Source organism: Pseudomonas sp. FBCC-B545 (assembly GCF_059134095.1).
In genome coordinates, this window is sequence record NZ_CP101441.1 from 5,959,961 (window position 1) to 5,981,720 (window position 21,760).

19 protein-coding genes are annotated in these 21,760 nt (G+C 61.5%); 15 read left to right on the plus strand and 4 right to left on the minus strand.

Annotated elements, in window-relative coordinates:
* Nucleotides 1-11 precede the first annotated feature (11 nt).
* From tauB to tauD, 3 genes are read left to right on the plus strand one after another with little or no spacing between them, the layout of a single operon-like run.
* The gene (gene tauB / locus NMB39_RS27410) at nucleotides 12-791 is read left to right on the plus strand and encodes a taurine ABC transporter ATP-binding subunit (RefSeq protein ID WP_032878412.1); all 780 of its coding nucleotides are present in this window, start codon (nucleotides 12-14) and stop codon (nucleotides 789-791) included.
* A complete protein-coding gene (gene tauC / locus NMB39_RS27415) occupies nucleotides 788-1,624 on the plus strand; it encodes a taurine ABC transporter permease TauC (protein WP_046070415.1) in 837 nt (278 codons plus the stop codon). The genes tauB and tauC overlap by 4 nt, the downstream gene beginning before the upstream one ends.
* A 3-nt stretch (nucleotides 1,625-1,627) precedes the next feature.
* The gene (gene tauD, locus NMB39_RS27420) at nucleotides 1,628-2,476 is read left to right on the plus strand and encodes a taurine dioxygenase (RefSeq protein WP_198721390.1); all 849 of its coding nucleotides are present in this window, start codon (nucleotides 1,628-1,630) and stop codon (nucleotides 2,474-2,476) included.
* Nucleotides 2,477-2,621: 145 nt separating this feature from the next.
* Here tauD and mgrA read toward each other — a convergent pair whose 3' ends face one another.
* The 3 genes from mgrA to epsC form a co-directional block, all read right to left on the minus strand.
* Nucleotides 2,622-3,659, minus strand: a complete 1,038-nt coding sequence (mgrA, locus tag NMB39_RS27425) for an L-glyceraldehyde 3-phosphate reductase (RefSeq protein WP_057024768.1) — start codon at nucleotides 3,657-3,659, stop codon at nucleotides 2,622-2,624.
* A 140-nt stretch (nucleotides 3,660-3,799) separates the two neighbouring features.
* On the minus strand, nucleotides 3,800-5,761 hold the full coding sequence (gene betT, locus NMB39_RS27430) for a choline transporter BetT (RefSeq protein ID WP_164366000.1): 1,962 nt from the start codon (nucleotides 5,759-5,761) through the stop codon (nucleotides 3,800-3,802).
* Nucleotides 5,762-6,165: 404 nt separating this feature from the next.
* Entirely contained in the window at nucleotides 6,166-7,092 is a 927-nt protein-coding gene (gene epsC, locus NMB39_RS27435; protein WP_494339818.1) for a serine O-acetyltransferase EpsC, read from the minus strand.
* A 166-nt stretch (nucleotides 7,093-7,258) separates the two neighbouring features.
* Here epsC and NMB39_RS27440 point away from each other — a divergent pair, with 166 nt between their 5' ends.
* The 12 genes from NMB39_RS27440 (at nucleotide 7,259) to NMB39_RS27495 (ending at nucleotide 19,299) form a co-directional block, all read left to right on the plus strand.
* Complete coding sequence (locus NMB39_RS27440) at nucleotides 7,259-8,254, plus strand: D-cysteine desulfhydrase (protein WP_057024771.1); 996 nt, start codon at nucleotides 7,259-7,261, stop codon at nucleotides 8,252-8,254.
* Between the two features lie 279 nt (nucleotides 8,255-8,533).
* Nucleotides 8,534-9,328, plus strand: a complete 795-nt coding sequence (gene tcyJ / locus NMB39_RS27445; RefSeq protein WP_494339817.1) for a cystine ABC transporter substrate-binding protein — start codon at nucleotides 8,534-8,536, stop codon at nucleotides 9,326-9,328.
* Nucleotides 9,328-9,993 carry a cystine ABC transporter permease gene (tcyL, locus tag NMB39_RS27450; RefSeq protein WP_003187646.1) on the plus strand — a complete coding sequence of 222 codons (666 nt, stop codon included), beginning with the start codon at nucleotides 9,328-9,330 and terminating at the stop codon, nucleotides 9,991-9,993. The genes tcyJ and tcyL overlap by 1 nt, the downstream gene beginning before the upstream one ends.
* A gap of 3 nt (nucleotides 9,994-9,996) precedes the next feature.
* Nucleotides 9,997-10,743, plus strand: coding sequence for an L-cystine ABC transporter ATP-binding protein TcyN (gene tcyN, locus NMB39_RS27455; protein WP_057024772.1), 747 nt, complete (start codon nucleotides 9,997-9,999; stop codon nucleotides 10,741-10,743).
* 370 nt (nucleotides 10,744-11,113) lie between these two features.
* On the plus strand, nucleotides 11,114-11,911 hold the full coding sequence (locus tag NMB39_RS27460; protein WP_057024773.1) for a hypothetical protein: 798 nt from the start codon (nucleotides 11,114-11,116) through the stop codon (nucleotides 11,909-11,911).
* Nucleotides 11,912-12,098: 187 nt separating this feature from the next.
* Nucleotides 12,099-13,340 carry an SfnB family sulfur acquisition oxidoreductase gene (locus tag NMB39_RS27465; protein WP_494339816.1) on the plus strand — a complete coding sequence of 414 codons (1,242 nt, stop codon included), beginning with the start codon at nucleotides 12,099-12,101 and terminating at the stop codon, nucleotides 13,338-13,340.
* A gap of 40 nt (nucleotides 13,341-13,380) precedes the next feature.
* The gene (locus NMB39_RS27470) at nucleotides 13,381-14,574 is read left to right on the plus strand and encodes an SfnB family sulfur acquisition oxidoreductase (RefSeq protein ID WP_057024775.1); all 1,194 of its coding nucleotides are present in this window, start codon (nucleotides 13,381-13,383) and stop codon (nucleotides 14,572-14,574) included.
* Nucleotides 14,574-15,926 carry an LLM class flavin-dependent oxidoreductase gene (locus NMB39_RS27475; RefSeq protein ID WP_494339815.1) on the plus strand — a complete coding sequence of 451 codons (1,353 nt, stop codon included), beginning with the start codon at nucleotides 14,574-14,576 and terminating at the stop codon, nucleotides 15,924-15,926. Before NMB39_RS27470 ends, NMB39_RS27475 begins: the two co-directional genes overlap by 1 nt.
* A gap of 143 nt (nucleotides 15,927-16,069) precedes the next feature.
* Nucleotides 16,070-16,885, plus strand: coding sequence for a MetQ/NlpA family ABC transporter substrate-binding protein (locus NMB39_RS27480; protein ID WP_057024777.1), 816 nt, complete (start codon nucleotides 16,070-16,072; stop codon nucleotides 16,883-16,885).
* Nucleotides 16,882-17,997 carry a methionine ABC transporter ATP-binding protein gene (locus tag NMB39_RS27485; RefSeq protein WP_057024778.1) on the plus strand — a complete coding sequence of 372 codons (1,116 nt, stop codon included), beginning with the start codon at nucleotides 16,882-16,884 and terminating at the stop codon, nucleotides 17,995-17,997. The genes NMB39_RS27480 and NMB39_RS27485 overlap by 4 nt, the downstream gene beginning before the upstream one ends.
* Nucleotides 17,987-18,631: a methionine ABC transporter permease gene (locus NMB39_RS27490; protein WP_034117212.1), complete on the plus strand. Its 645-nt coding sequence runs from the start codon at nucleotides 17,987-17,989 to the stop codon at nucleotides 18,629-18,631. Before NMB39_RS27485 ends, NMB39_RS27490 begins: the two co-directional genes overlap by 11 nt.
* A gap of 41 nt (nucleotides 18,632-18,672) precedes the next feature.
* Nucleotides 18,673-19,299: a class I SAM-dependent methyltransferase gene (locus NMB39_RS27495; protein WP_494339814.1), complete on the plus strand. Its 627-nt coding sequence runs from the start codon at nucleotides 18,673-18,675 to the stop codon at nucleotides 19,297-19,299.
* Nucleotides 19,300-19,397: 98 nt separating this feature from the next.
* Here NMB39_RS27495 and NMB39_RS27500 read toward each other — a convergent pair whose 3' ends face one another.
* On the minus strand, nucleotides 19,398-21,599 hold the full coding sequence (locus NMB39_RS27500) for a glycoside hydrolase (RefSeq protein WP_494339813.1): 2,202 nt from the start codon (nucleotides 21,597-21,599) through the stop codon (nucleotides 19,398-19,400).
* Between the last annotated feature and the right edge of the window lie 161 nt (nucleotides 21,600-21,760).

The following is a 21,760-nucleotide window of genomic DNA, read 5'->3' on the forward strand; positions in this document are numbered from 1 at the left end:
AGTTGATCGCGATGGCCTTGCTACAACTGGAGCGCATCAGCGCACAGTACCCAGGCGCCCCGGAACCGGTACTGTCTGACATATCCCTGGACCTCGGGCCCCAGCAACTGCTGGTCGCCCTCGGCCCGTCCGGCAGTGGCAAGACTTCACTGCTGAACCTGATCGCCGGCTTCGTCGAACCGTCTGCCGGGCGCATCACCCTTGACGGTGTGCCGGTCAAAGGCCCCAGCGCCGAACGCGGCGTGGTGTTTCAGGACGATGCCTTGCTGCCCTGGCAGGACGTGCTCGCCAATGTGGCTTTCGGCCTCGAACTGGCCGGCGTGCCCAAGGCGCAGCGCGAAGTCCGCGCTCGCGAAATGCTCGCCCTGGTTGACCTGGCCGGCTTCGACAGCCGCCGCATCTGGCAACTCTCCGGTGGCCAGAAGCAACGCGTCGGCCTGGCCCGTGCCTTGGCGGCAGACCCACGGGTATTACTGATGGACGAGCCCTTCGGCGCCCTGGATGCCTTTACCCGCGAACAGATGCAGGAGCTGCTGCTGCAAGTCTGGCGGCGCACCGCCAAGCCGGTATTCCTGATTACCCATGACATTGAAGAAGCGGTGTTCCTCGCCACGGACCTGATCCTGCTGGCACCCAACCCCGGCCAGATCGTCGAACGCCTGCAGCTGGATTTCGGCCAACGCTATGCCGCCGGGGAGTCGGCCCGGGCGATCAAGTCCGACCCGCGCTTTATCGAAACCCGCGAGCACGTATTGGGCAAGGTGTTCTCCCAACGGCAGGTGTACGCATGAGCAGCTACGAACTTCCCGCCACGGCCAGCAAGCCGGTGGCGCACGCCACTGTCCCGGTACGCCGCAGCCTGAGCACGCGTTGGATCAGCGTCCTGACTCTGGTCGCCCTGCTCGCCCTCTGGTGGGCGGTGACCGCCACGGGCTTGATCGAACCTCTGTTCCTGCCGCCACCGTCCGCCGTGCTGCAAAAAGGCTGGCTGCTGGCGACCACCGGCTACATGGATTCCACCTTGTGGCAGCATCTGGGCGCGAGCCTCAGCCGTATCGGCCTGGGCCTGGGCTTTGCGGTGCTGACCGCCGTACCGGTGGGGATTGCCATCGGTGCCAACCGTATCGCCCGTGGCATTCTCGATCCGCTGATCGAGTTCTACCGGCCGATTCCGCCCCTGGCCTATCTGCCGCTGATCGTGATCTGGTGCGGCATCGGCGAGCTGTCCAAGGTGCTGCTGATCTACCTGGCGATCTTCGCCCCGATTGCCATCGCCACTGCAACCGGCGTGCGTACCGTCGACCCGGCCAAGCTGCGGGCCGCTCAGTCGTTGGGCGCCACCCGTGCACAACTGATTCGCCATGTGATCCTGCCCAGCGCCTTGCCCGACATCCTCACCGGGGTACGTATCGGCCTGGGCGTGGGCTGGTCGACCCTGGTCGCCGCCGAGCTGATTGCAGCCACCAGCGGCCTGGGTTTCATGGTGCAGTCGGCGGCGCAGTTTCTGGTCACCGATGTGGTGGTGCTGGGGATCCTGGTCATCGCCCTGATCGCCTTTGCCATGGAAATGGGCCTGCGCGCCCTGCAGCGTAAATTAGTGCCATGGCACGGCCAGGCACACTAAGTGATGAGAACTCCATTGAGCAGCCTGACCGTTACCCCATTAAGCACCGCCCTGGGCGCCCAGATCAGTGGCGTCGATATCACCCAGCCGCTGAGCGAGGCACATCGCGATGCCATCGAGCAGGCGCTGCTCAGCTACTCGGTGCTGTTCTTCCGGGGCCAAGCAATCACCCCGCAGCAGCAAGCGCGGTTCGCGGCGCACTTCGGCGACCTGCACATCCACCCGATCTACCCCAACGTACCGGAACAGCCCGAAGTGCTGATCCTCGACACCGCCGTCACCGACGTGCGCGACAACGCGGTGTGGCACACCGACGTGACCTTCCTGCCGACGCCGGCCCTCGGCGCGGTGCTCAGCGCCAAGCTATTGCCGGCGTTCGGGGGCGATACCTTGTGGGCCAGTGGTATTGCGGCGTACGAAGCCTTGTCCGAGCCATTGAAGGTACTGCTGACTGGGTTGACCGCCACCCACGACTTCACCAAGTCCTTCCCGCTGGAGCGCTTCGGCAATAGCGCCGAAGACCTGGCGCGTTGGGAACAAACCCGCCGGAAAAACCCACCGCTGTCGCACCCCGTGGTGCGCACGCATCCGGTGAGCGGGCGTAAGTCGCTGTTTGTGAATGATGGTTTTACCACCAAGATCAATGAGCTTGAGCCGGCGGAGAGTGAAGCAATCTTGAAATTCCTGTTTGCTCACGCGACACGCCCGGAGTTCACCCTCCGCTGGCGCTGGCAGGAAAATGACGTGGCGTTCTGGGATAACCGCGTGACCCAGCATTACGCAGTGGATGACTACCGGCCACAGCGACGGGTGATGCACCGGGCGACGATTCTTGGGGATGTGCCGTTCTAACAACAGACCAAATTTGAGAAACATAGGAGATCAAATGTGGGAGGGGGCTTGCCCCCGATAGCGGTGGTTCAGTCAAATTATTCGTGACTGACCTACCGCCATCGGGGGCAAGCCCCCTCCCACATTTTTGACCCAGCTGTGTCAGTTATTCAGCAGTGGATGGCTTTTCCCACAGGTTGATCCCACCTTCCTGCGCAAACCGATCAATCTCCGCCAGTTCCTCAGCACTGAAGCTCAGGTTCTGCAATGCCCCGACATTCTCGATGATCTGCTCCGGCCGGCTGGCACCGATCAGCGCACTGGTCACCCGTGGATCCCGTAAGGTCCATGCCAGGGCCAATTGAGCCAGGCTCTGACCACGGCGCTTGGCGATTTCATTCAGTGCGCGCACGTGGGCGATGTTGGCTTCGGACAGGTGCTGGGCTTGCAGGGAGCCGCCACCCGGGCGGTTGACCCGCGCATCGGCCGGTACACCGTTGAGATATTTATCAGTGAGCAAGCCCTGGGCCAGCGGCGTGAAGGCGATCACCCCGGCACCGAGCTCTTCGGTGGTGTCGAGCAGGTCTTTTTCCACCCAGCGGTTGAGCAGGTTGTAGGCTGGCTGATGGATCAGCAGCGGCACTTTCCACTCGTTGAGCAAGGCTGCGATTTCGCGGGTCTTCACACCGGAGTAGGAGGAGATGCCGATATACAGCGCCTTGCCTTGTTGCACGGCGGTGGCGAGGGCGCTGGCGGTTTCTTCCAGGGGTGTGTCGGGGTCGAAACGGTGGGAGTAGAAGATATCCACATAGTCGACGCCCAAGCGTTGCAGGCTCTGGTCCAGGCTTGCCAATACGTATTTGCGCGAACCACCGCCCTGGCCGTACGGGCCGGGCCACATGTCCCAACCGGCCTTGCTGGAGATGATCAATTCGTCGCGATAGTGCTTGAAGTCTTCGCGCAGCAAGCGGCCAAAGTTGATCTCGGCGCTGCCATAGGGCGGGCCGTAGTTGTTGGCCAGGTCGAAATGGTTGATGCCCAGGTCGAACGCCGTGCGCAGCAGGGCGCGCTGGGTGTCGATCGGGGTGCTGTCGCCAAAGTTGTGCCACAGCCCCAGGGACAGTGCTGGCAGCACCAATCCACTGCGACCTACGCGGCGATAAGGAATAGATTCATAGCGGTTTTCGGCAGCAATGTAAGTCATCGAATCCTCTCTTGAGCTGGGGCAAATAAGGCCTGGGAATATCAATATTCCCAGGCCTTTTAAGCAGCTGAATCGCTTAAGTCTGCCTCTTCCTTTTACAGCAAAGGCCTACTTGAGAGGAACGGTTTACCGCATATTACTCAGCGCACCAGATGCAGGAACTGCAGGTGCCGCTCGTACTGGTCGAGGATGTCGTTGATGATCTGTTCCTTGGTGTAGCCCACGAGGTCGTAGTCCTGGCTGCCCTCGCTCAAGTGCACTTCCGCCCGGTAATAGCGGCGGTTGTTGATCTCTTTGGAGCCCATGCCACCGCGGGCGAACGACGGCGTGAAGTAGCCGCGCATCTGCACCTGGTAGATAAACGGATGCTCCTCGCCATGCCCGATTTCCAGGCTGACGCTGTCGTTGGAGGGGTCTGGCTGAGTGACCACATTCAGGCCCTTCTCGACAAACACCGCCGTCACTTCCTCGATGGCCGGGCGCACCGTCGATTCGAGAAAGCGATACACCTCATCGCGCGACGGGAAGTGCACGGCCTGGCTCAGGCGCTGGCGCCAACCGCCACGGCCTTTGCGCGAAGCCGAAATTGGCGCCAGCGAATGCAGCTGGGCGATCTGCTTCTGCGACTCCAGATAGAACGCCTTGTGCAGCCCCCACATCATCAGCAGCAGGATCAGCGAGAACGGCAGCGAGGTCAGTACCACCGCTGACTTGAGCGAATCGATGCTGCCGGCAAACAGCAAGGCACTGGTGACCAGCGCGGTCATCGCGCCCCAGAACACCCGCAGCCACTTCGGCCCGTCTTCATCGGCGTTGCCGCCTTTGGACGACAGGGTAGACAGCACCACAGTGCCGGAGTCCGCCGAGGTCACGAAGAACACGAAGCTGATAAACACCGTGACCGCGATGACGGTCTTGCTCCACGGGTAGGTTTCCAGCAGCAGGTAGAGGCTCATCGACGGATCATCGATGGCCGACTGACCGAGCGCCGCCATGCCATGGTTGAGCACCTGGTCGATGGCGCTGTTACCGAAGATCGACATCCACGCCAGGGTGAAGCCCAGCGGGATCAACAACACGCCGAACACGAATTCACGGATGGTGCGACCACGGGAAATACGTGCGATGAACAGGCCCACGAATGGCGACCATGCGATCCACCAGGCCCAGTAGAACACGGTCCAGCCGCCCAGCCAGTCGCTCGGCTTGTCGTAGGCATACACATCGAAACTCTTGGTGGGCAATGCGCCCAGGTAGTCACCGATGTTCTGGATCAGGGTGTTGAGCAGGTGCTGGGTAGGCCCGGCAAACAACACGAACAGCAGCAGCGCACAGGCCAGCAGCATGTTGATGTCGGACATCACCCGCACACCTTTGTCGACACCGGCCACGGCAACAATGATCGCCGCGCCCATCATCAGGGTGATCAGGCCCACCTGGATCCACTGGGTGTGGGCAATGCCAAACAGGTAGTCCAGGCCGGAGTTGAGGTGCAGCACGCCAAAGCCCATGTCGGCGCCCAGGCCGAACACCGTGGCGATGATGCCGAAACCATCCACCGCGTAACCGATGGGACCATTGATGCGCTTGCCGATCAGCGGGTACAGCGCCGAACGCAATGCCAAAGGCAGGTTATGCCGATAGGCGAAATACGCCAGGGCCATGCCGACAAACGCGAACACGCCCCAGCCGTGCAGGCCCCAGTGCAGGAACAGCACCTGCATGGCCTGGCGCGCCGCATCGGCGTTCATCGCTTCGCCTTGGGGCGGTTGCACCAAGTGGGTCAACGGCTCCGAGACGCAGAAAAAGAAGAGCGTGATGCTGATCCCGGCGGCGAACAGCATGCCGGCCCAGGACAGGTAACTGAATTCGGGCTCGTCGTGGTCGGCACCGAGTTTTATCTTGCCGTAGCCCGATAGCGCGGTGACCACCACGAAGACCAGATACAGGGTCATCGCCAGCATGTAGTACCAGCCGACCGTATTGGCCGCCCAGTTTTGCGCCGCCAGCAGCCAGGCGCCGGCCTGTTGCGGGATAGCGATGACGGTAATGCCAAACAGCAGGATAAAAGTCGCGGCAAAGTAGAAAACGGGCGCATTCATGCGCACCAGGCCGCTGGATGGGGTGGACGATGCACTCATGAACGATGCACCCCTGGGGTGTGGGATGTGGCTGTAAATAACGGACTCAGCAAAGGTAAGCCTCCTGTTGTGAGCGGGCAGCGAACCACCGGTTTAACTTGAACGAACATTCAAGTTAAACATGAATAGGCGGTCTGGGACTAATTGCAGGGCCGAATGGTAGGTGATTTCTACACTAGCTCAAGGATTGGTATGACGCGTGGAGACTGGAAATCGTTCAGCGACTCCAAGATGGAATGCACTGAAAATGTGGGAGGGGGCTTGCCCCCGATTGCAGTGGGTCAACTACAGATAAGCTGACTGATACACCGCTATCGGGGGCAAGCCCCCTCCCACACGGTACCAGTGTGGCCTTAAGAGGTTCGCTACTTCTGCGCCCCATCATCATGCTGCAAGTTCGCCTGGGTGATATTCGCCCCCACCGGCACGCTGCGGGTCAGCCACACATTACCGCCAATGGTCGAACCCTTGCCGATGGTAATCCGCCCCAGGATCGTCGCCCCGGCATAAATCACCACGTCATCCTCAACGATCGGGTGCCGTGGATGGCCTTTCTGCAACTGCCCATCTTCGTCCGCCGGGAAGCGCTTGGCGCCCAGTGTCACGGCCTGGTAGATGCGCACCCGCTCGCCGATGATCGCGGTCTCGCCAATCACCACGCCCGTGCCGTGGTCGATAAAGAAGCTCGGGCCGATCTGCGCACCGGGGTGGATATCGATGCCGGTCGCCGAGTGGGCGATTTCCGCGCTGATTCGCGCCAGCAGCGGCAAACCGGCCCGGTATAGATGATGAGCCAGGCGATGGTGAATAACCGCCAGGATGCCCGGGTAGCACAGCAGCACTTCATCCACACTGCGCGCGGCCGGGTCGCCGTGGTAGGCGGCGAGTACGTCGGTGTCCAACAGGCTGCGCAGGGACGGCAGCGCCAGGGCGAAATCCTGGATCAGGCGAATGGCCAGGGCATCGACTTCACCAGCATCCTCACCGACCTGGCGTGCGGCGTAGCGCAACTCCAGGCGCGCCTGGGCAAGCAAGGCATTGAGCGCCACGTCGAGAGTGTGCCCTACATAAAAATCTTCGCTTTCCTCGCGCAGGTCCACCGGGCCCAGGCGCATGGGGAACAGCGCACCGCACAAGGCTTCAAGGATCTGCGCCACTGCCTCGCGGGACGGCAACTCGCGGCCACCATGCTCGCCACTCAAGCGCCCGTTGCGCGTTCGCCACTGGTCGCGGGCGCCGCGCAGCTGGCTGACGATGGTCTGCAATTGCCAATGACTGGAACGCTCACTCACGGTATTCACTCCTGACGAAATGGCCATCACTTTACGGTATGGACCTGGCGGCGCTTAAGAACCAATGGTATGAGACTAAGAACTATTGTTCATAAGCAATTGGCGGTTGCCCGATGAAAAGTGCCTGCCTATAGTCCCCCACATCACTCAGTCACCGTGCGTAGCCATGATCAAACAACAGCTTGACCGTTTTAACCGTCTGGAACTGCTGGGCGGTGCTACCGCTTTGGAAAAGCTCGAGCGGCTGTCGGCCTGGCTGGGCAGGGACATCTACGTCAAACGCGATGACACCACACCGTTGGCCATGGGCGGCAACAAGCTGCGCAAACTCGAATACCTGGCAGCCGACGCCATCGCCCAGGGCGCAGACACCCTGGTCACCGCCGGCGCCATTCAATCCAATCACGTACGCCAGACCGCCGCGCTGGCTGCCAAGCTTGGTCTGGGTTGCGTCGCCCTGCTGGAAAACCCCACCGGCACCGAAAACCTCAACTACCTGGGCAATGGCAACCGCCTGCTGCTGGACCTGTTCGACGCCAAAGTGGAATTGGTGGAAAACCTCGACAACGCCGACGACCAGCTCATCGCCCTCGCCGACCGCCTGCGCAGCAATGGCAAGAAACCGTACCTGGTGCCGATCGGCGGCTCCAATGCCCTCGGCGCCTTGGGCTATGTGCGTGCCGGGCTGGAGTTGGCTGCGCAGATTGAAGAAAGTGGAATTGAATTCGCCGCCGTGGTGCTCGCCTCAGGCAGCGCCGGTACCCACAGTGGCCTGGCCTTGGCGTTGAGCGAAGTGCAGCCGCAGTTGCCGGTGATCGGCATTACGGTGTCGCGCACCGAAGAAGCGCAGTTCCCCAAGGTGCAGGGCCTGGCCGAACGCACCGCCGAGTTGCTCGGCATGAATCTGCCCGAAGCCTTCAAAGTGATCCTGTGGGACGAGTATTTCGGCCCCTGTTATGGCGAGCCAAACGCCGGCACTCTATCCGCGATCAAACTTTTAGCCAGACAGGAAGGTCTGCTGCTGGACCCGGTGTATACCGGCAAGGCCATGGCCGGGTTGCTGGACGGCATCGGGCGTCAGCGCCTTGAAGAAGGGCCAATCATTTTCCTGCATACCGGTGGGGCGCCGGCGTTGTTTGCCTACAATTCAGCCTTCAACTAAATGGACACAGACCAAAATGTGGGAGAGGGCTTGCCCCCGATGGCGGAGTGTCAGGTACAGATGAGATGACTGATACACCGCTATCGGGGGCAAGCCCCCTCCCACATTGGATAGTCTTCATAGTCAAAAATAGCATATGAAATTAATTTTTTATTATTTTCAAGTCTTAAAAACCCGCTTTATCATCGCGCCGCAGGCGAAGACGCGCACCGCGCTTTAAGGCAGGATACGACTACCGCGTCACCTGCTTCGCTCACCATAAAAACACAGGGGCTCTCCATGACTATTTCTGTATTGCGTCGCACGCTGCTGATTGGCACATTGGGCCTGGCGCTTGGCGCTGGCTGGCTGGGCCAGGCGGTTGCCGGCGAGCAGTTGGGCAACATCAAGAAGGCCGGCGAGATCAAGATCGGCCTGGAAGGCACCTACCCGCCCTTCAGCTTCGTCGATGAAAGCGGCAAGCTCAGCGGGTTCGAGGTGGAGTTGTCCGAAGCCCTGGCCAAAGAGTTGGGCGTCAAGGTCAAGCTGCAAGCGACGCCATGGGACGGCATCCTCGCCGCCCTGGAATCCAAGCGCCTGGACGCCGTGGTCAACCAAGTGACCATCTCCGAAGAGCGCAAGAAGAAGTACGACTTCTCCAAGCCCTATACCGTTTCCGGTATCCAGGCGCTGACCCTGGCGAAGAACGTCGACACCATCAAGACTGCCGACGACCTGGCCGGCAAAAAAGTCGGCGTAGGCCTGGGCACCAACTACGAACAATGGCTCAAGGACAACCAGCCTAAAGCCATTATCAAGACCTATAACGATGACCCGACCAAGTTCCAGGACCTGCGCATCGGCCGTATCGACGCGATCCTGATCGACCGCCTGGCCGCCCTGGAATACGCCAAGAAAGCCAAGGACACCGCCGCAGCCGGCAACGCCTTCTCACGCCAGGAGTCGGGGATTGCCCTGCGCAAAGGCGAGCCTGAACTGCTCGACGCGGTGAACACGGCCCTCGACAAACTGCGCGCCGACGGCACCTTGAAGAAGCTGTCCGAGAAGTACTTCAACGCTGACGTCACTCAATAATGGAAGCAGGTTTCCAACTCGCGCTGGACTCCGCGCCCTTTCTGCTCAAGGGCGCGTACTACACGGTAATCCTCAGCCTTGGCGGGATGTTTTTCGGCTTGCTGCTGGGCTTCGGCCTGGCGCTGATGCGCCTGTCGCGCTTCAAATTGCTCAGCTGGACGGCCAGGGTCTACGTGTCGTTCTTTCGCGGCACGCCGTTGCTGGTGCAGCTGTTCCTGATCTACTACGGGTTGCCGCAAGTGGGCATCGAGCTGGATCCGATCCCGGCGGCCATGATCGGCTTTTCGCTGAACATGGCCGCCTACGCCTGTGAAATCCTGCGGGCCGCCATCGCCTCCATCGAGCGTGGCCAGTGGGAAGCCGCTGCCAGTATCGGCATGACCCGTGCGCAGACCCTGCGCCGGGCCATCCTGCCACAGGCCATGCGTACAGCCCTGCCGCCCCTGGGCAACAGCTTTATCTCGCTGGTCAAGGACACTGCGCTGGCCGCCACCATCCAGGTGCCAGAGCTGTTCCGCCAGGCCCAACTGGTGTCGGCGCGTACCTTCGAAATTTTCACCATGTATCTGTCCGCGGCCCTGATCTACTGGATCCTGGCAAGTATCCTGGCGCATCTGCAAAACCGTCTGGAAGACCGGGTCAACCGGCATGACCTGGAGTCTTGAAGCATGATCGTGGTTGAAAAACTGACCAAGCAATTCAACGGCCAGGTGGTGCTCAACGGCATCGACCTTGAGGTCAAGGAAGGCGAAGTAGTCGCCATCATTGGTCCCAGCGGTTCCGGCAAGACCACCTTCCTGCGCTGCCTGAATTTCCTCGAAGAACCCACCAGCGGCCGCATCAAGGTCGGTGACATCGAGATCGACGGCAGCAAGCCGCTTAACCAGCAACAGGGCTTGGTGCGGCGCCTGCGCCAGCATGTGGGCTTCGTGTTCCAGAACTTCAACCTGTTCCCGCACCGCACCGCGCTGGAAAACGTCATCGAAGGGCCGATCGTGGTCAAGAAGATGCCGCGGGAAGCGGCGACCGAGCTGGGGCGCAAGCTACTGGCCAGGGTCGGCCTGGCAGGCAAGGAAGCGTCCTATCCACGGCGGTTGTCCGGCGGCCAGCAACAGCGCGTGGCGATCGCCAGGGCGCTGGCCATGGAGCCGGAGGTGATTCTGTTCGACGAGCCCACCTCGGCCCTTGACCCGGAACTGGTGGGCGAAGTGCTGGCGACCATCCGCAGCCTGGCCGAAGAAAACCGCACCATGGTCATCGTTACCCACGAGATGAGCTTTGCCCGGGATGTGGCCAACCGGGTGATTTTTTTCGACAAGGGCGTGATCGTCGAACAGGGCGAAGCCAAGGCGTTGTTCGCCAACCCCAAGGAAGAGCGAACCAGACAGTTTCTCAGCAAATTCCTCGCCCATTGACCCACCCCCTGTAGGAGCGAGCTTGCTCGTGAAAAACGCCCAGGCAACTCGGTCAATCTGATTCACCGCGTTATCGTTGACGTTCCTCGCAAGCAAGCTCGCTCCTACAACGGGTTACCGTTCCAGCGCTTAAAATACCCCGCCGTAACGAGCTTAAAATCCCCCTCCCCGTCAGACCCTTCTGAATATCTTCAAACCCGCCGTTTAGCCTTTTGCCTCCATTGACGCTCTGCGGCCAACCCTCTTATCTAGCGCCTTGAGGATTGGATCCTATCCCGGCTACTGACTGAATCGTTCCTTTCGAACCGCCTTGCGCCTGTGCGCCGGGGGCTCGGAACGATTGCTGCTGGCTGCATCAAGGAGATTACTGATGACACACACCCAAACCCCGGCCACGCTCACTGCCCCCAAGTTGCCCCAAGCGATTGGAAGCGGCATCAGCGCCCTGGCCTCTACGCACTTGCAAGTCGATATTTCACCCTACCCAGGCATGGAAGAAGGCGACCTGATCGAACTGTTCTGGAACAACTGCTTCGCCGCCTCGCGCAAGGTGACCGCTGGCAAGATCGGCACGTTCACCCACCTGTGGGTACCGGAGAGCTTTGTGCAGGACGGCCCCGCGCGCGTCCATTACCAGGTCCTGCAGATCGGCCATGGGCCCATGCGCTCGGCCGCGACCCTGGTGCGGGTCAAGACCAACTACCCCGGCGGCCTGCCCTCGTCTCTTCTGAACCACGAAAGGGGTGATGAAAACCAGAACCTCGCCCCCGTGGGCCTGCCTGAAACCATCCGCCGCTATGGCGTCAACAGCTGCCAGGTACGACGCGGCATTCCGCTGACGATCGAGCCTTACTTGAACATGAGCAGCGGCGATGCCATTACCCTGCGCTGGGGTGACGTACGTCTGGACCTGCCGAAAATCCAAGCCAGGAACGTAGGTCTGGCGGTACAGGTGTGGGTGCCCTCCCAGGTGATTATCGAAGCGGGCGACGACTGCCGGTTAGACGTCACCTACTGCATCCTTGATCGCGTCGGTAATAATTCCCGCTGGGCACCCGCCCGCACTTTGCGTATCGCCGCCTGTGCATCGGCAGCACCGACCCGGTCTGCCTCCCCCGCGCCAGGCTATCAACCGCGTCGTTTCGGCTCACCTTGTGAACCGGGGTGACAGCCCTTCTATGCATATTCCTAAAAGTTAGTTTATTTAACGAATTAACACGCTTAGGGTATATGCACCGGACCACCGGACATTCCTGATTTTTCAGTTTTTATTTCATTGAATGCGAGGTCGGTATGGTCAGAATTACCCCGGTGCATAACGCCAGGGCATTGCGTGCAGCCAAGGAGCGGCGCTGATGTCTAACTTGGCTCTAACACCCACCCAGAGTGATCTGGACGTAGCCCCCCTGCTGTTGCCAGCCACGGTGCTGCGCGACGACGCCCAGGCGCTGAGCGCCGCCCACGAGCTGGCCCAGGCTGCACGCTTGCAGGCCGCCAAGCGCGACCAGCAACGCAAACTGCCGTGGGCACAGCTCGAACAATTCACCCGCAGCGGCTTGGGCAGTATTTCTATTCCCCGCGAATACGGTGGCCCGCAGGTGTCGTTCGTGACCCTGGCCGAAGTGTTCGCGATCATCAGCGCGGCCGACCCGGCCCTCGGGCAGATTCCGCAGAACCATTTCGGCATCCTGCAGGTGTTGCAGAACACCGCCACCGAGCGCCAGAAAAAGCAGCTGTTCCAGAGCGTGCTCGACGGCTGGCGCATCGGCAACGGCGGCCCGGAACGCGGCACCAAAAACACCCTGGAGCTCAAGGCGCGCCTCACGGCCGAAGGTAACGGGTTGGTGGTCAGCGGCCAGAAGTTCTACTCCACTGGCGCGCTGTTTGCCCACTGGGTCGCGATCAAGGCGCTGAACGATGACGGCAAGCAAGTCATGGCGTTCATAAGGCGCGGCAGCGAAGGGCTGCGCATCATCGATGACTGGTCGGGTTTTGGCCAACGCACCACCGCCAGCGGCACCGTGCTGCTCGACCGGGTGCCGGTGGATCCGGAGCTGGTTATCGACAACTGGCGCCTGGGCGAAAGCCCGAACATCCAGGGTGCCGTGTCGCAGTTGATCCAGGCCGCCATCGACGCCGGCATCGCCCGTGGGGCCCTGGACGACACCATCGCCTTCGTGCGTGAGCGTTCGCGCCCCTGGATCGACGCCAAGGTCGAACGGGCCAGCGACGACCTGTATGTGATCGCCGATATCGGCAGATTGAAGATCGAACTGCACGCCGCCGAAGCGCTGCTGCGCAAGGCGGGCCAGGTGCTCGACGACGTCAGCGCCGCGCCAATCACCGCGCAATCTGCCGCGCGTGCGTCAATCGCGGTGGCCGAAGCGAAAGTGCTGACCACTGAAGTGTCATTGCTGGTCACCGAGAAGCTCTTCGAACTGGCCGGCAGCCGCGCCACCCTCGCCGAATTCAACCTCGACCGTCACTGGCGCAACGCCCGGGTGCACACCCTGCACGACCCGGTGCGCTGGAAGTACCACGCTATCGGCGCCTATCGCTTGAACGGCACTTTACCGGCGCGTCACTCCTGGATTTAACCGACCAGAACACTTTTTCCACGAGCTTCTGGAGAAACTCATGACCCTTTCTCACCACGTCGCGGTTATCACCAGCGACGAACACGCCCTTATTGTCGCCAGCGACCTCGCTGATGACTTGCGCCGCGACAGCGCCCAACGCGACCGTGAACGGCGCCTGCCATTGCCCGAACTGGACGTGTTTTCCCGCTCCGGCCTGTGGGGCATCAGCGTGCCCAAGGCCTACGGCGGCGCGGGCGTGTCCAACGTGACCCTGGCCAAGGTCATCGCGCTGATTGCCCAGGCCGATGGCTCCTTGGGCCAGATCCCGCAGAACCATTTCTACGCCCTCGAAGTACTGCGCGTAAACGGCAGCCTCGAACAACAGCAGCGCCTGTACGCCGAGGTGCTGGCCGGCCAGCGCTTTGGCAATGCCTTGGCAGAGCTGGGCACCAAGACCGCCCATGACCGCGTGACCAGCCTCACCCGCGACGGCGATGGTTTTCGCATCAACGGGCGCAAGTTCTACGCCACTGGAGCCATCTATGCGCAACGCATCCCCACCTCGGTGGTGGATGAAAATGGCATCCAGCAGCTGGCCTTCGTGCCCCGTGATAGCGCGGGCCTAACGGTGATCGACGACTGGAGCGGCTTCGGCCAGCGCACCACCGGCAGCGGCTCGGTTGTGTTCGACAACGTGTGGGTCGCAGCGCAGGATGTGATCCCGTTCCAGAGCGCCTTCGAGCGCCCGACCACCGTCGGCCCGCTGGCGCAGATCCTCCACGCGGCCATCGACACCGGCATTGCCCGCGCCGCCTTTGAAGACGCGCTGCACTTTGTGCGCACCAAGACCCGTCCCTGGATCGATTCCGGCAACGACAAAGCCACCGAAGACCCGCTGACCCTCAAAAGCTTCGGCCACTTGAGTATTCGGTTGCACGCTGCCGAGGCCTTGCTGGAGCGCTCTGGGGAATTCCTCGACCGCGCCCAGGCTGACAGCAATGCCCAGACCGTCGCCGCTGCTTCCATTGCCGTGGCCGAAGTGCGCGCCTTGAGCACCGAGATCTCCCTGGCGGCCGGCAGCACCTTGTTCGAACTGGCCGGCAGCCAGGCGACGCTCGCTGAACATGGCCTGGACCGCCACTGGCGCAACGCCCGGGTGCACACCCTGCACGACCCGGTGCGCTGGAAGTACCACGCCGTGGGCAACTACTACCTCAACGATGAAAACCCGCCGCTGCGGGGGACCATCTGATGAGCAAAAAGAAGATCCTGCTCAATGCCTTCAACATGAACTGCATCGGGCATATCAACCACGGCCTGTGGACTCACCCACGGGACAACTCGACCCAGTACAAGACCCTCGAATACTGGACCGAGCTGGCGCAGATCCTCGAACGCGGGTTGTTCGATGGTTTGTTTATCGCCGACATCGTCGGTGTCTACGACGTGTATCAGAACTCGATTGACGTGCCGCTCAAGGAGTCGATCCAACTGCCGGTCAACGACCCGTTGCTGCTGGTCTCGGCCATGGCCGCCGTCACCCGCAACCTGGGTTTTGGCCTGACCGCCAACCTCACCTACGAGCCGCCTTATCTGTTCGCCCGACGCATGTCCACGCTGGATCACCTGAGCCGTGGCCGGGTCGGCTGGAACATCGTCACCGGCTACCTCGACAGCGCTGCCAAGGCCATGGGCCTCAACGAACAGGTCGAGCATGACCGGCGCTACGACCAGGCCGATGAGTACCTGGAAGTGCTGTACAAACTCTGGGAGGGCAGTTGGGAAGACGATGCGGTGCTCAACGATCCACAGGCGCGGGTGTATGCGCAACCGGGCAAGGTGCACAAGGTGGAGCACCACGGCGAGTTCTATCAGGTAGAGGGTTATCACCTCTGCGAGCCGTCGCCGCAGCGTACGCCGGTGCTGTTTCAGGCCGGCAGTTCCGAGCGTGGTTTGTTGTTCGCCGGGCGGCATGCCGAGTGCGTGTTTATCAGCGGGCAGAACAAGGCCTCGACCAAAACTCAGGTGGATAAGGTGCGCGCCAGCGCGGTGGAGGCGGGGCGCAACCCGGACGACATTAAGGTATTCATGGGCCTCAATGTGATCGTGGGCGCCACCGAAGCGTTGGCCTGGCGCAAGCATGCCGAGTACCTCAGCTACGCCAGCGCGGAAGCCGGCGTGGCGCATTTCTCGGCCTCGACGGCGATTGATTTCTCCCAATACGAACTGGACGAGCCCATCCAGTACGTAAAGAGCAACGCAATCCAGTCGGCCACCAAGAACCTGCAAAACAACGACTGGACCCGGCGCAAATTGCTCGACCAGCATGCCCTGGGTGGGCGCTATATCACCTTGGTGGGCTCGCCTGAACAGGTGGCGGATGAACTGGAATCCTGGATCAGCGAAACCGGGCTGGATGGTTTCAACCTGACGCGCATTGTCACGCCGGAGAGCTATGTGGATTTCATCGACATGGTGATACCGGAGTTGCAGCGACGTGGCTCGTACAAAACCGCCTATGAGCAGGGCACGTTGCGGGAAAAGGTTTTCCACGGCGCCGCTCGACTACCCGAACAACACACCGGCGCCACCTACCGCCACTGATCAAACATGTGGGAGGGGGCTTGCCCCCGATTGCGGTGGATCAGTCACCGGATTGGTTTGCTGACACACCGCTATCGGGGGCAAGCCCCTCCCACATTGGATCTCCATTGTTTGTACCAATATCTTATGACTGGAAATTGATTATGAAAAAGATACTGCTCACCCACCCAGTCAAAGCACTGGCCCTGGCCTTCGGGTTGTTCAGCTCGGTAGTATTCGGCGCCGATGCGCCACTGAAAATCGGCACCACCGCCGCCTTCGCCATTCCCCTGGAAGCGGCCGTAGAAGAGGCCGGCAAACAAGGCCTGAAAGTCGAGCTGGTGGAGTTCACCGACTGGATCGCTCCCAACGTCAGCCTGGCGGCAGGCGATATCGACGTGAACTACTTCCAGCACATCCCCTTCCTGGAAAACGCCAAGGCCGCCGCCGGCTTTGACCTGGTGCCCTATGCGCCGGGCATCATCAATAACATCGGGCTGTACTCGAAAAAGTACAAAAGCATTAACGATCTGCCCGAGGGCGCCAGCGTGGCGATTGCCAACGACCCGATCAACAGCGGGCGCGGCCTGCAACTGCTGGCCAAGGCCGGGTTGATCACGCTCAAGCCGGGGGTGGGCTACAAGGCCACCGAAGAAGATATCGTCAGCAACCCGAAGAAGATCAAGATCCTGCAAGTGGAAGCCGTACAACTGGTGCGCGCCTATGACGATGCCGACCTGGTGCAGGGATATCCCGCGTATATCCGCCTGTCAAAGACCTTCGATGCAGAGTCGGCGCTGCTATTTGACGGCCTCGACCATCCGGAATACGTGATCCAGTTCGTCATCCAACCCAAGAGCAAAACCGACCCTCGGGTAATCAAGTTCGTCGACATCTACCAGCACTCGCCAGTGGTGCGTGCGGCGCTGGATAAATCCCTCGGCAAGCTCTACCAAGTCGGTTGGGAAGATAAAAAATGACCGCCGCCAACGCCCAACTGCGTGACCTGGGCCATGCGCCCAGGGACGCCGAGCAGACTGAACTGCACCCGGACCTCAACCGCGCCCATGTGCGTTTTATCAACCTGGGCAAGACCTACGACGGCACGGTACACGCCCTGCAAGGCATCGACCTGGCGATCCAGCGTGGCGAAGTGTTCGGCATCATCGGCCGCAGCGGCGCCGGCAAGTCATCGCTGATCCGCACCATCAACCGCCTGGAGCAACCCAGCAGTGGGCGGGTGCTGATTGATCAAGTCGACATCGGCGGCTTCGACGAAGACCACCTGGTGGCGCTGCGGCGGCGCATCGGCATGATCTTCCAGCACTTCAACCTGATGTCGGCCAAGACCGTGTGGCAGAACGTCGAGTTGCCGCTCAAGGTAGCCGGCGTACCCAAGCCCCAACGTGAGCAAAAGGTGCGTGAGCTGTTGGAGCTGGTGGGTTTGCAGGACAAGCACACCGCCTATCCGGCGCAGCTCTCTGGCGGGCAGAAACAGCGCGTTGGCATTGCCCGCGCGCTGGTGCACGACCCCGAGATTCTGCTGTGCGACGAAGCCACCTCGGCCCTCGACCCGGAAACCACCCAATCGATCCTCGGCCTGCTGCGCGAGATCAACCAACGCCTGGGCCTGACCATCGTGCTGATCACCCACGAGATGGCGGTAATCCGCGAAATCTGCGACCGCGTGGTGGTGCTGGAACACGGGCGAATCGTCGAGCAAGGGCCGGTGTGGCAAGTGTTCGGCAACCCCATGCATGAGGTCAGCAAGACCCTGCTCGCACCGCTGCAACACGGCTTGCCGCCTGAATTGCAAAGCCGCCTGCAACCCACACAATCCTCGGCGGGCGCGGCGCTGGTGCTGCGCTTGCAGTTCACAGGCAGCGATAGTGATGAGCCGGACCTCGCCGCTCTGTTCAGCGCCCTCGGCGGGCGCGTGCGCTTGTTGCAAGGCGGCGTGGAGCGCATCCAGGGGCACGCCCTGGGGCAATTGCTGCTGGCGGTGAATGGCTCGCCGCACAACGCCGAAGAACTGCGCAACCGCGCCAGCAATTGGGCGCAACAGGTGGAGGTGCTGGGTTATGTGGTTTGATCGTTTAGTGCAGGGCGCCATCGACACTCTGTTAATGGTCGGCGTGTCATCGCTGATCGCCTTGCTGGTAGGGATTCCCCTGGCGGTGTTCCTGGTCACCAGCGACAAGGGCGGCATCTATCAGGCGCCAGCCCTGAACCGCGTGCTGGGGGCGTTCGTGAACTTGTTCCGCTCCATTCCGTTCCTGATTCTGATGGTGGCGCTGATCCCCTTTACCCGGCTGATCGTCGGCACCACCTATGGCGTGTGGGCAGCCGTGGTGCCGCTGACTATCGCCGCCACGCCGTTCTTTGCACGCATCGCCGAAGTCAGCCTGCGCGAAGTCGACCACGGCCTGATCGAAGCCGCGCAGGCCATGGGTTGCCGACGCTGGCACATCATCTGGCACGTGCTGTTGCCGGAAGCGCTGCCGGGGATCGTCGGCGGCTTCACCATCACCCTGGTGACCATGATCAACTCATCGGCGATGGCGGGGGCAATTGGCGCCGGTGGCTTGGGCGACATTGCCTATCGTTATGGCTACCAGCGCTTCGATACGCAGATCATGCTGACGGTGATTGTGCTGTTGGTGGTCCTGGTGGCGGTGATCCAGTTGGGTGGTGATCGATTGGCGCGGGTGTTGAACAAGCGCTGAGGTATAGTTCACCAACCTCAGCCGCAGCCGTGCGCCATGTCATGAAACTCGAACCCGACGACCTCAACCAGATCACCGCCACCACCCTCGGCCATTACAACAAGGTGGCCGAAGACTTCCGCGAAGGCACCCGCGATCACGATGTGAGCCAGAACATCGACGCGCTGCTGCGGCATATCCAGGGCACGCCGCCGTTTACCGTACTTGATTTCGGCTGCGGGCCGGGGCGGGATTTGCAGACTTTTACGCGCATGGGGCATATCGCCGTGGGGCTGGATGGCTCCGAGCGTTTCGCGCAGATGGCGCGGGACGACAGTGGCTGCGAAGTGTTGCAGCAGGATTTTCTCAAGCTGGACCTGCCCGCCCAACGCTTCGATGGGGTGTTTGCCAACGCGGTGCTGTTTCATATTCCCAAGCAGGAACTGCCACGGGTTCTCAAGCAACTGCATGGCACGCTGAAGCCCGGCGGCGTGTTGTTCAGTTCCAACCCCAGGGGTGACAACCAGGAAGGTTGGAATGGGCAGCGGTATGGGTCCTATCACGACCTGGAGGCATGGCGGGCATTGCTGGCTGAGGCGGGGTTTGAAGAGCTGGAGCATTACTACCGCCCGGCCGGGTTGCCTCGTGAGCAGCAGCCTTGGTTGGCGAGTGTGTGGCGACGGTCTTAAGTGATTTATTGCCTGGTCTGACGCTATCGGGGGCAAGTCGAACCGTCGCACCGCCCCTCCCACATTTAAATGTGGGAGGGAGCTTGCTCCCGATGGTCTCAATGGCGTTGCTGATCTACCTGATACACCGCCGGTTTTTCACCTTCCACCAGCGCTGTGACACTGCGCCCGGCATACCCTTCTTTTTCCATGGCCGAAAAATTCGCCACCAACCGCGTCCCATCGGTAAAGGTGGTTTGCTGCAGCTGTTTGTCCGCTGTCAGCCAGCGAAAATCCGTCATCTCCTGGGTCGCCAAGCGTTGATGCAGCGGTCGGAAAAACCGGTCCTGGCGTTGAATCAGCGGCAAGCGCTCTTTAAGCGTTGCAGCACTCAGGTGATACAACGGCGGCACGTTATAGAGCAGTTGGGTCAACTCGTTCTCAACCCGCACATTGCTCAACTTGAGGTTATCGAACATCCAGTGATGGGTTGTGATCACTGAACCGTGGAACACCGCCTGGTACAAGGGCAGGCGCATGCTCGGCTCGAAATACAGCGTGCGAAACGGTTCTTTCAACGGCACCGGCTTGAAGAACGTTGTCGGTTGTTCCGGCGGGAACCAGTTGCCCAGGTAGTGGGGCGACTGCTTGTCCTGGGTCATCTGCCGATCTCCCCAGCCTATGACCGGCGTCTGCATACCGTGGGCAAACAGAATGCCCTGGGCAGTAGTGGCGTTGCCGTCTTCGGAGCCGGCCGGTACCTTGAGCACGCTGTTGAGCCAGCGGGACGCATCGATATTGCCCGCGGCGTTTTGCGCCTGGGTCATGGACGCGCCGTCCCGGTAGCTGTCGAACAGCATGCCGGTGGCATAGGCGTCGAGGAACCAGGCGTTGAAGCCGGCCTTGGCCTGCACGGCCCGCACCCGCGCCTCCAGTAACGGCCGCACGCAGCGGGGGTCGGTGTAGTGGCCGGACTGCTGGAAGCCGGTTTTCAGCTTGCCGTCCTTGAGCATGATTGCGCAGTTGCGGTAAGCCTGGTCGCCCTGGTGGGCCGTAGTCCAGTCCGGGTTCTCGGCCGCGGACAAAGCGGTTTCGTAGGAATCGTAGGGCGCGATCAGGAATCCCGCGTCGACACCTGCGCGAATCGCTTCGGGATGCCAGAGGCCGCCTTCCCAGCCTTCGCCCAGGGTCAACAGCAGACGAGGCAGGCCGGCATCGCGCAGGCCTTGGATAGTCTTGCTGCCCCAGGTTTCAGGGCTGCCGCCCAAGGCTCCGGCGAATGCTGTCGCCAGCTCCTGGCGCAGTTCACCATAGCGGGCGGCGAGTCGCGTCATGTCCGGCTCCTCGACTTGCCACGCCTGGCGCGCCTGCTTGTTGATTGCGGCGTTAAGGCCACGCAACAGCGCCGCCTGCTCATAACGACTCAACGCCGTGGTCTGCGCCAGCACCTTGGCCGCTTCCTTATCCAACAGGGCAGCAAGCGCATGACCGCGCAGCCGCTCGACCAGCTTCGGCCAATCACGCACATCGTCCAGCGCCAGCAGGTTATTGCCCCACAGGTAGGCATGGCTGGCACCCACCAGTTTTTCGGCCTCGGGGGTCTGGCGCAGCTTGTCCGCCAACGGCTCATATTTGCCCTGCTCTACCAGCCACTGGCGGTAGCGCCTGGCCCCGGCCAAGGGGTTGGCGTCGCCCAGGTGCAGGCGTAACGTCATCGGTGCGCTGGGATCCAGCGTGGTGAACTCATGGGCCAGGGACAGCGCCAGGCCTTTGCCGTCCGCCTGCCATTGGAGGCGATTGTTGTAGGGGTTGGTCAACAGCCAGTTAAGCGTAAAGGCGCCATGATCCATGCCCCATAACGGCAGGCTCAGGTCCTGGGTGGTATTGAGCGCGCCCTGCTCCAGCAGGAAAGCCTGCCATATGGCATTGCCGGCGGGTACGTAATGCCCTTCGGCCAAGGGCCAGAGCAAGCCTTGGCCCATGGCTTCGGCGGGCTGGCGCAGCAGCGGCAACTCGCCAGGCTGACTGGCGTTGATGGTCAAGGCCAGGTCGCGCTGTTCAAGGCGTGCGGTCAGGCGATAGGCGCCGCTGTCCCATTGCCAGCTGGCCTGGTCGGAGCTGTTCTGCACTTGGCTGACGCTATGGGCAGTGATGCCGCTGGAGACGTTCACCGAGGCCTGGCCTGATGGCGTCACGCGCAGGGCCAGGGTGGCAGGGTCGAGCTCGATGCGCCAAAGGGTGTTTTCGAGCACGGTGGCGGCAAAGGTCGGCGGCGACAACAGGAGCGCACAGAGCAGCACGGTGGAGCGCAGGCAAGGCATAGGGATCGACCTGGGTGAAAGGTGAGGTCGAGAGGGTAAGCCATGCAGCGCTCGGCCGGGACCGCAAGCGGGCTTTTCGGAAGCTTCCCACAGTTCCAAGTGCCATGAAGATCAAAATGTGGGAGGGGGCTTGCTCCCGATGGCGGTGGGCCAGGCACAGC

What these genes read in the sequence shown, in the direction of transcription:
- tauB (WP_032878412.1), top strand. Translation starts at nt 12, where the DNA reads ATGGCCTTGCTACAACTGGAGCGCATCAGCGCACAGTACCCAGGCGCC.
- tauC (WP_046070415.1), top strand. Translation starts at nt 788, where the DNA reads ATGAGCAGCTACGAACTTCCCGCCACGGCCAGCAAGCCGGTGGCGCAC.
- tauD (WP_198721390.1), top strand. Translation starts at nt 1,628, where the DNA reads ATGAGAACTCCATTGAGCAGCCTGACCGTTACCCCATTAAGCACCGCC.
- mgrA (WP_057024768.1), bottom strand. Translation starts at nt 3,659, where the DNA reads ATGACTTACATTGCTGCCGAAAACCGCTATGAATCTATTCCTTATCGC.
- betT (WP_164366000.1), bottom strand. Translation starts at nt 5,761, where the DNA reads ATGAATGCGCCCGTTTTCTACTTTGCCGCGACTTTTATCCTGCTGTTT.
- NMB39_RS27440 (WP_057024771.1), top strand. Translation starts at nt 7,259, where the DNA reads ATGATCAAACAACAGCTTGACCGTTTTAACCGTCTGGAACTGCTGGGC.
- tcyJ (WP_494339817.1), top strand. Translation starts at nt 8,534, where the DNA reads ATGACTATTTCTGTATTGCGTCGCACGCTGCTGATTGGCACATTGGGC.
- tcyL (WP_003187646.1), top strand. Translation starts at nt 9,328, where the DNA reads ATGGAAGCAGGTTTCCAACTCGCGCTGGACTCCGCGCCCTTTCTGCTC.
- tcyN (WP_057024772.1), top strand. Translation starts at nt 9,997, where the DNA reads ATGATCGTGGTTGAAAAACTGACCAAGCAATTCAACGGCCAGGTGGTG.
- NMB39_RS27460 (WP_057024773.1), top strand. Translation starts at nt 11,114, where the DNA reads ATGACACACACCCAAACCCCGGCCACGCTCACTGCCCCCAAGTTGCCC.
- NMB39_RS27465 (WP_494339816.1), top strand. Translation starts at nt 12,099, where the DNA reads ATGTCTAACTTGGCTCTAACACCCACCCAGAGTGATCTGGACGTAGCC.
- NMB39_RS27470 (WP_057024775.1), top strand. Translation starts at nt 13,381, where the DNA reads ATGACCCTTTCTCACCACGTCGCGGTTATCACCAGCGACGAACACGCC.
- NMB39_RS27475 (WP_494339815.1), top strand. Translation starts at nt 14,574, where the DNA reads ATGAGCAAAAAGAAGATCCTGCTCAATGCCTTCAACATGAACTGCATC.
- NMB39_RS27480 (WP_057024777.1), top strand. Translation starts at nt 16,070, where the DNA reads ATGAAAAAGATACTGCTCACCCACCCAGTCAAAGCACTGGCCCTGGCC.
- NMB39_RS27485 (WP_057024778.1), top strand. Translation starts at nt 16,882, where the DNA reads ATGACCGCCGCCAACGCCCAACTGCGTGACCTGGGCCATGCGCCCAGG.
- NMB39_RS27490 (WP_034117212.1), top strand. Translation starts at nt 17,987, where the DNA reads ATGTGGTTTGATCGTTTAGTGCAGGGCGCCATCGACACTCTGTTAATG.
- NMB39_RS27495 (WP_494339814.1), top strand. Translation starts at nt 18,673, where the DNA reads ATGAAACTCGAACCCGACGACCTCAACCAGATCACCGCCACCACCCTC.
- NMB39_RS27500 (WP_494339813.1), bottom strand. Translation starts at nt 21,599, where the DNA reads ATGCCTTGCCTGCGCTCCACCGTGCTGCTCTGTGCGCTCCTGTTGTCG.